Raw genomic sequence first — 15,326 nt, 5'->3', positions numbered from 1 at the left:
GGTTGTTGCAGTTTGCATGGCGGTGGTCCCCCTACTAAATATGTATGCGACGTGTGTTTATATTGCCTTGGCAATTTTTCATTCAAGAAAGCCTCTGAGCAACAGTGAAAACTGATTGGCATATAGGCTGAGCCTACATAGCGGCTTGGGCTTGGCCTAAAAGCTCATTCTCTGTGACTTGGATTTGTGACTATATTTCTCGCAACAAAAGTGTAGCTTGAGAATCCTTTGCACAATTCAATTGAACGCTCTGCAGCCACACTGCGTTTTAGCCTAACTCACCAACGTTATTACCGCCTAATTAAACAAAGCTATGTTTCAAAAATACGTGTAAGCCCAATACCACAGCTCGATATTAGTTGTTCAAATCTAGTATTTGGTTGTTTGACGCTTAAAACCTGTACTTTAACCAAGTAACCCTAATTTATGAACTTCTTCATATCTGGATAAGAAACAATCACTCAAATTAATTCTGAAATTCGCAATTTTCGTATCCTTAAATAATAATTTGGGAAGGCAAATTTGATATTCCAAGGAATCGGAGTACATAACTTTCTTGGGTAACAATATGAACTTGAGTAAAAAGCTTTATTTGGCCTTTGGCTGCCTCATAGCATTGATGGTGTTTTCCAGTACTGTCGTTTGGTTTAAAGTTTCCACCGAAACTGCCCGTGCATTCGAAGTAAAAGGCGATGATTTGCCGGGGATGATTTTATACAACCGATTACTGCACCTAGAGTACCAATTAAGCAACATCGCGCTTGAATACCTCAACGGAGATATCAGTAAAGTGGGGCAGTTTAACCAGCTGTTTGAGCGCTTCAAATCCACCCAAAAAGAGCTGTATGGATATGAGTCGGCAAAACAAGCTGACCGCGAGAAAATGGCGCGGATCATGACCCTTGCTGAAACCTTCCACCGTGAAGTTAACAACGAGATATTCGCCAAATACGACCCAAGAGCTTATGAGCAGGTGAAGCAACGCGTAGATAAGCTTGAGCAAGAAACTGGCGAACAGTTGGAAAGTTTACTGGACTCTTTAAAAGAGCAAGAATTCAATGACGCACTGAAATCTACTGACTTACAAGAGTCACTCAACGATGACTTACCGGGAGTCCGGTACTACCTAGAACTGGTTGATGAAGCTGGCGATATGATAGCGGCCATCATTTCTCATACCACAGGAGCAAGCGGTGCGGAAGCTGATTTTAATGACGATGCAGAAAGCTTTAGGCACTACTTGAATTTACTCAAGCCACTAGAACAAAAACCGAATGAACTGCGAGATATTGCCCGTATTGAAGAGATGTTCGGTACGATTCAAAGCGAAGCTAAAGATATATTTAAAAGCTATGACTCTACGGCGTATGTGAAAGCACAGCGTAAACTCGCCGATTTGACGTCAAAGCAAATGATTGAGCTGTCTAAAATCCTTGATGTATCGAGCGAAGAAGAAAAAGACGACGCCATAAGGGCATTAGACTTACTCGTAGAAGGTCTCAATACCACCTTGGTGATTATTATTATGATCACTTTAATCGCGGCCATTATAGCGATTGCGGTTGCCTATGTGATCAGCCGCTCGATTGTAACCAGATTGAGCCAGGTGCTTACGATAGCCGAAAGAATAAGTGAAGGTGATATTTCAAGGCCACTTCTGTCTCATGCAGGTAAAGATGAAATAGATAGCTTGGCCGAAGCCACTAATAAAATGTCAAACTCGTTGAACACGTTGTTACAGGCCATCAGTAACGTGGTGAATGATGTTAAAACTTCCAGTGACAACATTGCAGATACCAATAACCAGATTGCATCTCGCAGTCAGGCGTCAGCGGATCAGTCCACTCAGGTTGCTACGGCAATCGAACAAATGAGTGCCACAGTATCAGAGGTGGCATCGCAGAGTCAGGTCGCTGCCAGTCATGCCGATGGCGCGCGTAGTCTCGCATCTGAAGGGGGCTCAACGGTTACATCAACGGTAGAGAAAATAAAATCAGCTTCCAATGAAGTGCAAGACACCGCTGAAAATGTCACCCACTTGGGTGAGCTAAGTAGCCAAATAGGTAATGTGATCGGCGTGATAGGAAGCATTGCAGAACAAACTAATCTTCTGGCGCTCAATGCTGCAATTGAAGCTGCACGTGCGGGCGAACAGGGCCGCGGATTCGCCGTAGTAGCAGATGAAGTTAGAACCTTGGCTGAGCGCACTTCAAAAGCCACTGAAGAAGTTGTCAGTACTGTGCAGTCAATTCAATCTCAAACCGAGCATGCTGTTAAGTCCATGGAAAATAGTGTTGCTCAAGTAAATCATAGTGTTTCTATGGCTGAAGATGCAGGAACACAACTTGAAGGCATTGTTACAGGCGCCAGTGAAATTGCGTCCATGATCCAGTCAATCGCAACCGCCACAGAGGAGCAATCTGTTGTCGCAAGCGAAATGGCACGTGATATTTCACAAATTGAGCAATCGAGTCAGAGCTCGTTGCAAGACACACAAGTCGCGGCGCACTCGGCACAGGAACTGAATAAGCAAGCCGAAGAGTTAGCCGTTTTAGTGAGTCGATTTAGATTGCGCAGTTAGTCAAACTGGTAACGAGGCGCACAAAGATTTAAAATAGGGCTTTTTACGGGCAGTAATCAGCTCTATTGCTCCCTTTTGCGTACACAAAGGTTCCACTATGACAAAGACACGCGGTAACTTGTTTATTTTATCTGCCCCTTCAGGTGCAGGTAAATCTAGCCTGATCAAAGCTTTATTGGACAAACAAGCCAACATTAAAGTTTCGGTATCCCATACAACGCGCTCCCCTCGCCCAGGAGAGAATAATGGTGAGCACTACCACTTTGTCACAGTGGATGAATTTAAAGCCTTGATTGATAAAGGGGACTTTTTTGAATGGGCACAAGTATTTGAAAACTACTATGGCACATCAAAACAGGCCATTGAAGATCAACTTAACAATGGCATTGATGTCTTTCTAGACATTGACTGGCAAGGAGCGAGACAAGTAAGAACGCTTTTGCCTGAAGTAAAAACAATCTTTATTTTGCCTCCTTCTCAAAATGAACTGGAGCAGCGCTTAAACAATCGCGGCCAAGATTCGCAAGAAGTAATAGCAGCAAGAATGGCCGAAGCAAAATCAGAAAGTAGTCATTACAACGAATTTGACTATGTCATTGTCAACGACAAGTTTGAGACAGCTTTAACCGAACTTGAGCACATCGTTGTTGCCGCGAGACTACAAACTAAAGCACAACAAGTACGTCATCAGGCACTAATTGCGGAACTTTTAGCAGAATAAACCTGCATTGTCCCCCTATTACTGTGTAGATTAACGATAAATTTTAACCATTCACTTGGCGAACTCGGTGGTTTCAAGTAAACTAGCCCTTTGCTAAATGTATAATTTTTTGGAGTGCTTCGATGGCTCGCGTAACTGTAGAAGATGCAGTAGATAAAATTGGTAACCGTTTCGATTTAATCCTTGTTGCAGCGCGTCGCGCTCGTCAAATTTCTGTTGGTGGCAAAGATCCAATGGTTGATGCTGAAAATGACAAGCCAACCGTTATTGCGCTACGTGAAATTGAAGAAGGTCTGGTAACAACAGACTCTCTAGATTTGATCGATCGTGAAGAGCAACAAAACCAAGAGGCCGCTGAGCTTGCAGCTGTAGCAGCTATCGTTGGTGGTAACCGCTAAAATAAACTTCTAGACGGCTTTTTAAGCCGAATCTAAGTAAAGTTTAAGATAACGCCAGCTTCTAGCTGGCGTTTTTTTTCATTATATTGCAAAAGCTATACGCCTTTGCGTTGGCTTCCGAGCCAATTCATCGTATATTCAATAATAACTATCTATTAACTTCACTGGAACATTGGAGTGTGAATGTATCTATTTGAAGGCCTCAAGAAAAAAATCTCAGAGTACCTATCACCAGAAGACGTCGAGCTGGTACAAAAAGCCTATGTTGTCGCTCGCGAAGCGCACGAAGGTCAGACTCGCTCAAGTGGTGAACCTTATATCACTCACCCGGTTGAAGTGACACAGATACTTGCCAGCATGAAGTTAGACCATGAAACCCTCATGGCTGCGCTGATGCATGATGTTATCGAGGACACCGATTTTAGTCAGGCAGATCTGGCTGAAATATTTGGTGAAACCGTTGCTGAACTCGTTGCTGGAGTCAGTAAGCTAGACAAACTCGACTTTAAAGATAAAAAAGAGTTTCAAGCTGAAAACTATCGCAAGATGATCATGGCAATGACACAAGATATACGTGTTATTCTTATCAAACTGGCTGATAGAACACATAATATGCGTACATTAGGGTTTTTAAGACCTGAAAAACGTCGACGCATTGCCAGAGAAACACTCGAAATATTTGCACCTATTGCCAATCGTTTAGGTATCCACGATATCAAAAATGAGCTTGAAGACTTAGGTTTTCAAGCCTTATATCCGATGCGCCATAGAGCATTAAAATCTGAAGTTGCCAAAGCGCGTGGTAACCGCAAAGAAGTGATCAGCAATATTCAGACAGAGATTGAATCTCGTTTGGAAGAAAGCGGTATCTCGGCTTCTGTCAAAGGACGTGAAAAGCACCTCTATAGCATTTACCGTAAGATGCTCAATAAAGAGCTGCTGTTTAATGAAGTCATGGATATTTATGCTTTTCGCATCAATGTCGACGACATAGATACCTGTTATCGTGTCCTCGGTGTGGCTCACAACTTGTATAAGCCAATTGAAACGCGTTTCAAAGATTATATCGCGGTACCTAAGACCAATGGCTATCAATCTTTACACACCTCGCTAGTCGGCCCACACGGTATTCCTGTTGAAATTCAGATCCGTACCCACGACATGGATCATATGGCTGACAAAGGGGTTGCTGCACATTGGATGTATAAAAAATCCGGTGACAGTGCAGGACATACAGCTCAGCAACGCGCACGTCAGTGGATGCAAAGCTTGCTTGAATTACAACAAAGTGCTGGTTCGTCATTTGAATTTGTCGAAAACGTCAAAACTGAACTCTTCCCTGAAGAGATTTATGTGTTTACGCCAGATGGCCGAATCGTCGAACTCCCCATGGGTGCGACTGCTGTTGATTTTGCTTATGCCGTTCATACCGATGTTGGTAACACCTGCGTTGGGGCTCGAGTTAACCGCAAACCTTATCCGCTGAGCAAAGCACTAGACACCGGCCAAACGGTAGAAGTTATTACCAGTTCCGGGGCGCACCCCAATGCGACATGGCTTAACTTTATCGTCACAGGTAAAGCGCGTTTAGGCGTGAGAAACTATCTGAAAAGTCAGCATCAAGAAGAGTCAATTCAACTTGGCCGACGACTGCTCGATTCAGCGTTAGGTGAACAAAAACTGGATGATATTCCAACCGAGCAAATTGAGCGTGTACTAGAAGAGCACGACCTCAATACCTTGCTTGAGCTTTTAGTCGAGATTGGCAACGGTAATATTATGAGTGTGCTCATAGCCAAACGCCTACTGCAAGCGGACGATGGCATTGAAAGCCTTGCCAAACAAGCAAAGGCAGCAATAATTGGTACTGAAGGTATGCTTGTCACCTATGCTAAATGCTGCCGTCCTGTTCCTGGTGATGCCATCGCAGCCTATGTTAGCCAAGGCAAAGGGTTAATGGTGCACAGACAAGAGTGTCGCAACATCAAAGGCTGGGAAAGCGAGCGTGCTAAATATTGTGTTGTAAAGTGGGAAGATAACCCAGAAAAAGAATACATTGCAGCTCTGCGCGTTGAAATCATCAATCACCAAGGTGCACTTGCTAAGCTGACCAACGTGGTTTCCAGTGCTCAAGCGAATATTGTTGAAATCGCCACTGAAGAAAAAGAAAGTAATTTATATATTATAGATTTAGGCGTGACCGTTAAAGATAGGATCCACGTCGCAAATATTATGCGTAAGATTCGCGTTATGCCAGACGTGCAACGCGTGTATAGAAAACGCTAAAGGAAGTTATTATGAACAAAGCGATTATTTCTACCGATCAAGCTCCGGCCGCAATCGGTACATACAATCAGGCAATTAAGGTTGGCACCGCTGTTTATTTATCGGGCCAAATTCCATTGGTGCCAAACACTATGGAAATCGTTTCAGAAGATTTTAGTGAGCAAACACACCAAGTATTTAAAAACCTATCAGCTGTATGTGAAGCGGCTGGCGGGCAACTTCAGGACATGGTGAAAGTAAACATTTTCATGACTGACTTGAGTAACTTTGCAACCGTCAACGAAATTATGAGCCAGTACTTTAAAACCCCTTACCCTGCACGAGCAGCTATAGGTGTAAAAGAGTTGCCAAAAAATGTCCAAATAGAGATTGACGGTATTATGGAACTGCCTTCAATGAATTAAATTTTCATTGTTGAACTTACATCAAAACGGCCCGCTTTTAGCGGGCCGTTTTTGCTTCTATGTGTTAAACGAAGAGAGCAAATACACAAAAAGCCTAAAATTCTCCAGCGAACTTTGATCTTAACAGCTTGACTACATAATATTAATTAAGCAAGCTGGTAACACATACATACGTATAACCTAATAAAATGAGTCAATCGATGCTTGGTTTTACAGCTTTAAAGGTGAATGTCGGAATTTATTGAGCATTTGGTTGTCATACTAACTACAAATAATATGTTATGTGTAAGAGGTATTTTTTGCCGCCACTGCAAATAAAAAGGGTAAGTTGAAGTGCGGACTCTTTTATAGAGCCGCTCGGTCTATAAGGAATAGTCTGTGTTTAAAGTCACTAAAGATGGCCAAATATTAATGGACGTTGCGTCAGCTACGCCACCTAGCCAAGCCTTCATCGTCGAGGCGCTTGAGTGCTCACCCTATGCCGATTGTGAAGTAGATCACGACTCCATTGCCGCCTATTTCCAGAGTCAAGATGCTGAGCAACAATTGCTGGTCGCAAAACAAAAAAACGCCCAGTTACGGATCTCCATTTCAGAAGATAAGATGCAGGCTTCAGCCACTTTAAGGACTGCGCAAGGTGGCAGTCTCATTAGCCTAGATCAAGCTAAAAAAATCATCGTAAAGTCCGGCGTATGCAGAGGGTATAAGCAAGCCTTCTTAGAAAGTATTCTTTCCAAACAATTTGATGCACCTCCGGGCTCTGAGCATCACGGTGTTATCGCACAAGGTCGCCCACCAGAAAATGGTCTGCCAGCCAAGCTGATCTCGCATGTTTTGACCCTAAAAGAACGCTTGAAGCAGCCAAAACTCAGAGAAGATGGCACAGTAGATATGCGTGATTTTGGCGCTTTATCCAGCGTCTCTCCCGGCACACTATTGATCACTCAACGCCCTGCCACGCCGGGCAAAGAGGGATTTACAGTGACAGGAGAAAGCATTGAACCTATGCCAGGTGAATCATTTCAGTTAGTTGCAGGAGAAGGCACAGAAATTTCTCCAACGAACCCGCTAGAACTCATTGCAACCATTGCCGGCTGCCCTTCAGATATTCAAAATGGTATGCGCGTAGATGATATTTTTACCATCGCTGACGTCAATGTTAAATCTGGACATATTGAATTTAGCGGTAGTGTCATTGTTACTCACAATGTCGAACCCGGCATGCGCGTAAAAGCGTCTGGTGATGTTACTGTCATGGGCACGGTTGAGTCAGGAGAAATTATCAGTGATGGCAACATTGAAGTGCGTGGAGGTGTTATTGGCCACTTGGATCACAGTGACAACGATCAAAGCTTAACTTGCAAGCTCATTGCCGAGGGCAACATTGATATCGTACACGGACAGTACACCTATTTGGAAGCGCGAAATATCTACATTCAAAAACAAGCAAATCACTGCGATATAAAAGCCTTACGAACTGTCAGAATAGGGTTGGAAGATAACCCTCGCGGTAAACTTATAGGCGGTACAGTATTTGATGCCCAATCAATCACAGCGGGAGAGATCGGCAGCCCATCAGGTGCCACCATGTCAGTCTATCTTGCTAACTCAGGAGTTGAAATCACCAGTAAAACCGACCAGTGTATAAGAGACTTGGGAGAAACTGACGAGCAACTTGATAATCTCCAAAAAGCGGTTGAAAAAGCAGATCAGCTTAAAGATGTCGAAAAAAAGAAAGTGCTCATGGCAAAAATCAGTGCAACCCAAACTCATTACTGTCAACAAGCTGAAGCATTGGAAAATAAGCTCAGCGAACTCGACCATACATTGCATGAATTACTCGAAGGTACACACTTGCAGGCTACATCAGCACTTCACTCTGGCGTCGAGCTCCATATTTTTGATAAAACATATACGACAAATCGCAGCTACCCTCCGTGCACCGCAAAATTAATTGATGGCCAAATTGAGATTGAGTTTAAAAGTTAGGGGGACGTTGCCCCCTATTGCCAATTATAAAACACCTTCAATAGTCTCTTTGAGCTCGTCTGGCCAAACGCCGACCTGAACTTGCGCAATGTGCTGCTTTTGCAGTAGCAGCATAACTAAACGAGACTGACCAATTCCACCACCAATCGTTTGTGGCAACTCTCCCGCCAATAACGCCTTGTGCCAATCAAATGCGAGTCGCTCCTGCGCATCACTGATTTTTAATTGATGAGATAAAGACTCAGGTGATACGCGGATCCCCATAGATGAGATTTCAAAAGCATCCTCTAACACAGGGTTCCATACAAGGATGTCTCCGTTTAACCCTTGATATTGGTCGCATGTTGCCGTTGACCAATCGTCATAATCAGGCGCTCTAACATCATGAATTTCACCATCACCTAACTCGCCACCGATGCCAATTAAGAACACCGCACCGTATTCTTGCGCAATCGCTTTTTCCCGCTGTTTTGCACTAAAATCAGGGTAAATTTTACGCAGCGCTTCAGCGTGAACAAAAGTAATTTGTTCTGGTAAAAATGGCTGACTACCAAACTCATCAGCAATTGCCTGCTCTGTGTGTTTGATGCACTGATAAAGGGTGCTAACGGTATCTTTTAACGTTGCAAGATCTCGCTGTGTATCTCCACAAATGACCTTTTCCCAATCCCATTGATCTACAAATACTGAATGAATTGGAGATAGACGATCTTCATCTGGGCGCAGTGCTTTCATATGCGTGTAGAGACCTTCCCCAACACCAAAGCCATAGTCACCCAGTGTTTTTCGTTTCCATTTAGCCAGCGAATGAACCACCTCAAACTCACTGTCAGCAAGGGTTTTTACGTTTACAGCTACCGCTTTCTCTGTACCGCTCAAGTTATCTTGAATGCCATCACCAACTTTTGCCAAGATAGGTGCTTGTACTTCTACTAGCCCCAGTTTTTCGGTTAGCTGCGCTGAGAAAACGCTTTTGACACGTGCTATTTGCTGCTGTGTTTTTAAGTATTGTGATTTCATATTGATCCCCATTCCAAATTATCGATGATTCTGTGTTGTGATTTATCTGATGTACTCATCGTCAACAAATTTCGCGATAAATTCAATATTCAAAAACAAAAATACCCAACAGTAACTTTAATCACTAAAAAAACACCTGTATATTTATTGAATCAATAATTTCACCCCCTATAAGCCATGGAAAATTATCAGATCGATAATCTCGACAAATCTATCCTTAACGCATTAATGAGCGATGCGCGGACGCCATATGCAGAATTAGCCAAACGCTTTGCTGTCAGTGCAGGAACAATTCACGTACGAGTAGAGAAAATGAAACAGGCCGGTATTATTGAAGGTACAAAAGTATGTATCAATGCCAAAAAACTCGGCTATGATGTCTGCTGTTTTATCGGTATTAACCTCAAACATGCCAGAGATTATCAAGACACCATCGCCAAGCTTGAAAGCTTTGAAGAGGTTGTTGAGGCTTATTATACAACGGGTAATTACAGTATATTTATCAAAGTGCTGAGCTGCTCGATGGATCACCTACACGATGTACTAGTCAATAAAATACAATCAATTGAAGCAATACAGTCCACCGAAACTTTGATCTCTTTGCAAGCCCCTATCATGCGCGAGATTCAACCCTAAGTTTAGCCAGCTTGGTAAATAAATAGGTGTGTACTTATACAGTAATTAATTTGATATAATGCGCTGCAATTTTGAATTTAAGAGCAGTTCTCGATGGAAGAAAATCGCTTTCAGCGCGTTAAACGCATTTTAGAGCAAAGACAAACAGACTTAACGGTATGTCTTGATGAGGTGCATAAGCATCATAACTTGTCAGCGATTGTACGTACCGCCGACGCAGTTGGCTGTCACTACGTTCATGCCGTATGGCCACAAGATCAGCGACGTTTGACTAATAACACATCAGGTGGTAGCAAAAACTGGGTAGACACACAAATGCATGATGATATCGATCAGGCTGTCTCTACTATCAGAGAACAAAACCCGGGGATCCAATTACTGGCCACCAATTTGAGCGACAGCGCAGTAGACTTTAGAGAAATCGATTATACAAAACCGACTGCGGTAATTGTTGGTCAAGAACGCCTAGGTATTTCAGATCGAGCACTTGAACATGCTGATCAGCATATCGTTATTCCCATGGCGGGTATGGTGCAGTCTTTAAACGTGTCCGTAGCAGCGGCATTGATTTTGTACGAAGCACAAAGACAAAGAGAAGCTGCGGGCATGTATCTGCAAAAAGATATGCTAGACCCAAAAGTAAAACACAAGTTACTTTTTGAAGGCTGCCACCCAATCATTGCAAACCGTTGCAATGAAAAAGGATTACCCTACCCCGAGCTAGATGATCAAGGCGAAATCATTGCCGATGATACATTTTGGAACACGCTTAAATTTAGCAAACAGAAAGGATAGTTATGTCTTCACCTAATTTAGCACACTACCCAATCACAGACTTAAAAGGCGTCGGCCCTAAAGCGGCGCAGCGATTGGCTAAATTAGGTATCGCACACGTACAAGACATGCTGTTTCATTTACCTTTGCGTTATGAAGATAGAGCCAAAACATATAGTATCGCGTCTCTTATGCCGCATATGCATGTAAGCGTGGAAGGTGAAATAGAGCAGGCGAATATCACATTTGGCAAACGTCGTATGTTGGTTTGCCAAATTAATGATGGCACAGGTAGGCTAACTATGCGCTTTTTCAACTTTTCTGCAGCGCAAAAAAATGCCATGCAGCCAGGTAAAATTATGCGCTGTTTCGGAGAAGTGCGACGAGGTCGAGTTGGACCTGAAATGGCGCACCCTGAGTATCATATTAAAAGCTCACTAGATGATATTGATCAGGTAGATGAAACCCTGACCCCAGTTTACCCAACAACCGAGGGGCTTAAACAATTAAGCATTAGAGCCATTGCCGAGCAAGCTGTCGAGTTATTGCAAAAGTATGATATTGATGACCACTTACCTGTTCAATTTAGGCCCAACCAGTTGAGCTTGAAAGATGCGTTACTGCTGTTACACAGTCCACCACAAGATGTCGATTTAACTCAATTGGATTTGGGACAGCATCCGGCACAACAGCGCTTGGCTTTTGAGGAGCTGTTGGCACAAAATCTAAGCCTTTTAAAGCTAAGAAAAAAAAGCCAAGCGGTTAAAGCTGTCGCCCTACCACCGACCAACTCAATAGAACCCGAGTTTTTAGCACTGCTCCCTTTTAAACCAACCAATGCGCAAAGTCGAGTCGTCAGTGAAATAAAACAAGATCTGCAAAAATCAGAACCCATGTTACGCCTAGTACAAGGTGATGTCGGCTCTGGTAAAACCTTAGTTGCCGCACTGAGCGCACTTACTGCCATCGCGAAAGGTTATCAGGTCGCGCTCATGGCACCTACTGAGATCCTATCAGAGCAACATGCGCTCAATTTTCAGAACTGGTTTGCTAAATTAAATATCGAAACCTGTTGGCTAGGTGGCAAAACAAAAGGCAAAGAGCGCAAAGAAACCCTCGAAAAAATAGCGTCAGGTAAAGCGCAAATGGTGGTTGGCACCCATGCTCTCTTTCAAGAGCAGGTTAACTTTTCAAACCTGGCATTAATTATCATTGATGAACAGCATAGGTTTGGGGTGCATCAGCGACTTTCCCTCAGGGAAAAAGGCAAATTTGGTGATTGTTACCCTCATCAGTTAGTCATGACAGCAACACCTATCCCCCGCACCCTTGCGATGACGGCTTATGCCGACTTGGAAACATCCGTCATTGATGAGCTGCCGCCCGGAAGAACACCCATTACCACAGTTGCAGTGCCTGATACACGCCGAGATCAAGTGATTCAACGCGTTAAAAGTGCTTGCCTAGAACAAGATCGGCAAGTTTACTGGGTCTGTACACTGATTGATGAATCGGAAGTGCTTCAATGTCAAGCGGCAGAAGATACAGCTGAGCAGCTCACAAAACAATTACCTGAACTCAAAATTGCACTCGTACATGGGCGCATGAAAGCCCAAGAAAAACAGCAGATCATGGCAGACTTTAAAGCCGGAAATTATCATGTTTTAGTGGCAACAACAGTGATAGAGGTCGGGGTTGATGTACCTAACGCCAGTCTGATCATCATTGAAAACCCTGAGCGATTAGGCCTTGCTCAACTGCATCAGCTAAGAGGGCGGGTTGGCCGTGGCGCCATAGCGTCACACTGTTTATTGCTATATCACGCACCACTATCAAATACCGCACAAAAAAGGCTAGGAGTGCTCAGAGATAGTAACGACGGATTTGTTATTGCTGAAAAAGATTTGGAGATCCGGGGCCCTGGTGAAGTACTGGGAACTAAACAAACTGGACTTGCGGATCTAAAAATTGCCGATCTGACCCGAGACAAACATATGCTGCCCAGCATCAGAGGCCTTGCATTCTCATTACTCAATCAACATGAGGAGTGCGTTGACCCGCTGATACTTCGCTGGATGGGCAATCGTGACGAATTTGCAATGGCTTAATTAAAAATATGGTTTCGTTCAATTACCTCTAATTGATAACCATCCGGATCTGTCACAAAAAAGAATTTTGCTACCAGCTGATTTTGTTGATTTAAAGATTTGATTTCAGAGGGTTGGTAACCCTGCATTTTAGCTTTCTGCCACAGAAATTCGATATTATTCGAGCACAGGGCCAAGTGACCATACCCATTACCCAGCTGGTAGGGCGCGGTATTGGTAAAGTTATGTGTCAATTCAAGTTCAAAGTGGCTTTCGCGATCACCTAGGTAAGTCAACGAAAAGTTATCAAACTCTATTGTTCTTCTCACCTCAAACCCAAACAGTTCGTGATAGAATTTAACTGAGCCTGCGAGATCCTTTACACGGATCATTGAATGAATCATTTTAGCCATTGGAGCCTCCAAAAATGTGCGAACTCTACGCCTCCCAGTCACCAGACTTGTACTTAGTCAGCAAAAAATCAATTCGCGTACAGGGAGTCGTGACCAGCTTGGCGCTTGAAAATAAGGTATGGCAAGTATTGGAACAGATCGCAGCACAAGAGCAGATCAGTGTTGCGAAGTTCATTTCTATGCTCTACCAGGAATCAGTTGAAAGGCATGGTGCTGTTAGTAACCTAGCCTCTTTACTGCGTATTTCCTGCCTTACCTATTTGGAAAATGGTACACAAAATTAAAAAGCGAGTGGTAGTAACCTATTACTACATAAGGATTTATAAATCACTTTATCAATCCATATAAACGCTATAGACTTGTCTACCAAATGTCAGACAGTTAAAGCAGTTACCCATGAAATCTCAGTTTGGTAGGCGCGCCTTTACCCACATGGAACTATATAGTCTATTTAATGGCTACATTTATGGTGACGAGAAACTCAAACGAGAGCAGCCCAAACACTGGCATTTTTGGTTGCCGTTATTGGCTTATTATACAGGTGCATACAGCGACGAGCTGGGAAACCTAACTCTCAATGATATTAAGAAAGTAGACTCCATTCACACTTTCGATTTTCATACTCATGGAAAAATTCAATCTAGACAGGTTCCTATTCATAGCGCCTTGTGGGAAGCCGGGCTCGAGCGCTACATACAGCTTGTAAAAGAATCGGGCCATGATCGACTACTCTTTGATTTGCCGTCAAAGTCAGGGAGATATAGCGAAAAAGTACGTATTTGGTTTTCCGGAGAAGGCGAGCGTCTAGGCTATTTACAAAAATGTGGTCTGCCTAATATTGATCAACAAGGTTTAAAAACTGCGATCAGCAGCTTAAGATTAAATTTCGAGCAGCAAATTTATATCTCGGCAATTCAACTGGGAAAACGTCCAGCTATGAGCTATTTACTAGGCCTAAAAGAGGACGGAGCTGCTGTTGAAAAGCTCGACCTTGAAATACTGTCTCGGGTGATAAAACCTGTGAGGGTGGTCAATAACCACATTAGCTGGCAAAGATTCGTTGAGCGCCACTAGAGTGAGAGTATAGACGTTGATCATTTCTATCAAGCAGGCTTCAAGTGCCTGCTTGATCTATGCTCGCTATAGAGATTTAATATACTGAGTAAATTCAGTGCCCAAATATTCATCCTTCATTGCATATTGAACGATTGCTTTTAGGTAGCCTAACTTATCACCACAGTCATGAGATACGCCACTCATATGAAAAGCTTCCACAGTCTCATTTTCCATAAGCATATCAATTGCATCAGTAAGCTGTATTTCGCCACCGGCACCGACCGGTGTTCTTTTTAATAACGACCAGATCTTTCTTGAGAGCACGTAACGACCAACTACAGCTAGATTCGAAGGCGCCTCTGCTTGTTTTGGTTTCTCTACCATAGACTTAATGGCTGTACTCTGACCTGGGGCCAAGTCTACGCCATTAATATCGGCAATACCGTACTTACTGACATCTTCAACAGGAACAGGCTCTAACATAATCTGGCTGCTGTTATTTTCTTCGAAACGTTTGACCATGGCAGCCAAGTTTTCACTTCTCTGATCAGCGCTGTACTCATCCAATACGACATCAGGCAGTACAACGATAAAATCGTCATCACCGACGATAGGTTTTGCACACAATACTGCATGTCCAAGGCCTTTAGCCTCGCCTTGCCTGACATGCATAATAGTCACATCTTCAGGACAAATTGAGTGTATTTCATCTAACAGTTTTCTTTTGACACGCTTCTCTAACGTCGCCTCCAATTCGAAGCTTGTATCAAAATGGTTTTCAATTGCATTTTTTGAAGAGTGAGTCACCAAAACAATTTCTTTTACACCAGCAGACACACATTCCTTCACGATATATTGAATAAGTGGTTTATCCACAATGGGAAGCATTTCCTTTGGAATTGCCTTTGTTGCAGGCAACATGCGAGTCCCTAAGCCCGCAACTGGTATCACAGCTTTCATA

At 43.3% G+C, this 15,326-nt stretch carries 14 protein-coding genes; 11 read left to right on the top strand and 3 right to left on the bottom strand.

Annotation, left to right across the window (positions count from 1 at the left end; translation table 11 throughout):
- Positions 1-568: 568 nt before the first annotated feature.
- The 6 genes from N483_RS15980 to N483_RS15955 all read left to right on the top strand — a co-directional run bounded on the left by N483_RS15980 (position 569) and on the right by N483_RS15955 (position 8,379).
- Positions 569-2,581, top strand: a complete 2,013-nt coding sequence (locus tag N483_RS15980) for a methyl-accepting chemotaxis protein (RefSeq protein ID WP_023399758.1) — start codon at positions 569-571, stop codon at positions 2,579-2,581.
- A 97-nt stretch (positions 2,582-2,678) separates the two neighbouring features.
- Complete coding sequence (gene gmk / locus N483_RS15975) at positions 2,679-3,302, top strand: guanylate kinase (protein ID WP_023399757.1); 624 nt, start codon at positions 2,679-2,681, stop codon at positions 3,300-3,302.
- Positions 3,303-3,424: 122 nt separating this feature from the next.
- The gene (gene rpoZ, locus N483_RS15970) at positions 3,425-3,700 is read left to right on the top strand and encodes a DNA-directed RNA polymerase subunit omega (protein WP_023399756.1); all 276 of its coding nucleotides are present in this window, start codon (positions 3,425-3,427) and stop codon (positions 3,698-3,700) included.
- Positions 3,701-3,883: 183 nt separating this feature from the next.
- A complete protein-coding gene (gene spoT, locus N483_RS15965) occupies positions 3,884-5,986 on the top strand; it encodes a bifunctional GTP diphosphokinase/guanosine-3',5'-bis pyrophosphate 3'-pyrophosphohydrolase (protein ID WP_023399755.1) in 2,103 nt (700 codons plus the stop codon).
- A gap of 11 nt (positions 5,987-5,997) precedes the next feature.
- Positions 5,998-6,390 (top strand): RidA family protein, encoded by a 393-nt coding sequence (locus N483_RS15960; RefSeq protein WP_023399754.1) that lies wholly within the window; start codon positions 5,998-6,000, stop codon positions 6,388-6,390.
- Between the two features lie 378 nt (positions 6,391-6,768).
- The gene (locus tag N483_RS15955; RefSeq protein WP_023399753.1) at positions 6,769-8,379 is read left to right on the top strand and encodes a DUF342 domain-containing protein; all 1,611 of its coding nucleotides are present in this window, start codon (positions 6,769-6,771) and stop codon (positions 8,377-8,379) included.
- Between the two features lie 24 nt (positions 8,380-8,403).
- Here the strand turns inward: N483_RS15955 and asnA are convergent, their stop codons facing one another.
- Positions 8,404-9,399 carry an aspartate--ammonia ligase gene (gene asnA / locus N483_RS15950; RefSeq protein ID WP_023399752.1) on the bottom strand — a complete coding sequence of 332 codons (996 nt, stop codon included), beginning with the start codon at positions 9,397-9,399 and terminating at the stop codon, positions 8,404-8,406.
- 177 nt (positions 9,400-9,576) lie between these two features.
- Here asnA and asnC point away from each other — a divergent pair, with 177 nt between their 5' ends.
- From asnC to recG, 3 genes are all read left to right on the top strand, one after another.
- Positions 9,577-10,035, top strand: coding sequence for a transcriptional regulator AsnC (asnC, locus tag N483_RS15945; RefSeq protein ID WP_023399751.1), 459 nt, complete (start codon positions 9,577-9,579; stop codon positions 10,033-10,035).
- A gap of 93 nt (positions 10,036-10,128) precedes the next feature.
- Positions 10,129-10,830 (top strand): tRNA (guanosine(18)-2'-O)-methyltransferase TrmH, encoded by a 702-nt coding sequence (gene trmH, locus N483_RS15940; RefSeq protein WP_023399750.1) that lies wholly within the window; start codon positions 10,129-10,131, stop codon positions 10,828-10,830.
- A gap of 2 nt (positions 10,831-10,832) precedes the next feature.
- Positions 10,833-12,917 carry an ATP-dependent DNA helicase RecG gene (gene recG, locus N483_RS15935; protein ID WP_023399749.1) on the top strand — a complete coding sequence of 695 codons (2,085 nt, stop codon included), beginning with the start codon at positions 10,833-10,835 and terminating at the stop codon, positions 12,915-12,917.
- On the opposite strand, the gene N483_RS15930 is transcribed toward recG, so the two are convergent.
- Positions 12,914-13,309 (bottom strand): VOC family protein, encoded by a 396-nt coding sequence (locus N483_RS15930; RefSeq protein ID WP_023399748.1) that lies wholly within the window; start codon positions 13,307-13,309, stop codon positions 12,914-12,916. The genes recG and N483_RS15930 overlap by 4 nt on opposite strands.
- A gap of 14 nt (positions 13,310-13,323) precedes the next feature.
- On the opposite strand from N483_RS15930, the gene N483_RS15925 reads away from it, so the two are divergent.
- A complete protein-coding gene (locus tag N483_RS15925) occupies positions 13,324-13,593 on the top strand; it encodes a ribbon-helix-helix domain-containing protein (RefSeq protein ID WP_023399747.1) in 270 nt (89 codons plus the stop codon).
- Between the two features lie 112 nt (positions 13,594-13,705).
- Entirely contained in the window at positions 13,706-14,383 is a 678-nt protein-coding gene (locus N483_RS15920; protein ID WP_023399746.1) for a hypothetical protein, read from the top strand.
- A 66-nt stretch (positions 14,384-14,449) separates the two neighbouring features.
- Here the strand turns inward: N483_RS15920 and galU are convergent, their stop codons facing one another.
- The gene (galU, locus tag N483_RS15915) at positions 14,450-15,325 is read right to left on the bottom strand and encodes a UTP--glucose-1-phosphate uridylyltransferase GalU (protein ID WP_023399745.1); all 876 of its coding nucleotides are present in this window, start codon (positions 15,323-15,325) and stop codon (positions 14,450-14,452) included.
- Position 15,326 lies beyond the last annotated feature (1 nt).

It is taken from the genome of Pseudoalteromonas luteoviolacea NCIMB 1944 (assembly GCF_001625565.1).
GTDB lineage: Bacteria > Pseudomonadota > Gammaproteobacteria > Enterobacterales > Alteromonadaceae > Pseudoalteromonas > Pseudoalteromonas luteoviolacea_F.
The sequence above is the reverse complement of the archived record's forward strand: the minus strand, read 5'-3'. Positions and strand labels throughout refer to the sequence as shown.

Excerpts from the sequence above, each read along its gene's own strand:
- rpoZ (WP_023399756.1), top strand. The coding sequence starts at position 3,425 with ATGGCTCGCGTAACTGTAGAAGATGCAGTAGATAAAATTGGTAACCGT.
- gmk (WP_023399757.1), top strand. The coding sequence starts at position 2,679 with ATGACAAAGACACGCGGTAACTTGTTTATTTTATCTGCCCCTTCAGGT.
- asnA (WP_023399752.1), bottom strand. The coding sequence starts at position 9,399 with ATGAAATCACAATACTTAAAAACACAGCAGCAAATAGCACGTGTCAAA.
- trmH (WP_023399750.1), top strand. The coding sequence starts at position 10,129 with ATGGAAGAAAATCGCTTTCAGCGCGTTAAACGCATTTTAGAGCAAAGA.
- N483_RS15925 (WP_023399747.1), top strand. The coding sequence starts at position 13,324 with ATGTGCGAACTCTACGCCTCCCAGTCACCAGACTTGTACTTAGTCAGC.
- galU (WP_023399745.1), bottom strand. The coding sequence starts at position 15,325 with ATGAAAGCTGTGATACCAGTTGCGGGCTTAGGGACTCGCATGTTGCCT.
- N483_RS15960 (WP_023399754.1), top strand. The coding sequence starts at position 5,998 with ATGAACAAAGCGATTATTTCTACCGATCAAGCTCCGGCCGCAATCGGT.
- N483_RS15920 (WP_023399746.1), top strand. The coding sequence starts at position 13,706 with ATGAAATCTCAGTTTGGTAGGCGCGCCTTTACCCACATGGAACTATAT.
- N483_RS15930 (WP_023399748.1), bottom strand. The coding sequence starts at position 13,309 with ATGGCTAAAATGATTCATTCAATGATCCGTGTAAAGGATCTCGCAGGC.
- asnC (WP_023399751.1), top strand. The coding sequence starts at position 9,577 with ATGGAAAATTATCAGATCGATAATCTCGACAAATCTATCCTTAACGCA.
- N483_RS15980 (WP_023399758.1), top strand. The coding sequence starts at position 569 with ATGAACTTGAGTAAAAAGCTTTATTTGGCCTTTGGCTGCCTCATAGCA.
- recG (WP_023399749.1), top strand. The coding sequence starts at position 10,833 with ATGTCTTCACCTAATTTAGCACACTACCCAATCACAGACTTAAAAGGC.
- spoT (WP_023399755.1), top strand. The coding sequence starts at position 3,884 with ATGTATCTATTTGAAGGCCTCAAGAAAAAAATCTCAGAGTACCTATCA.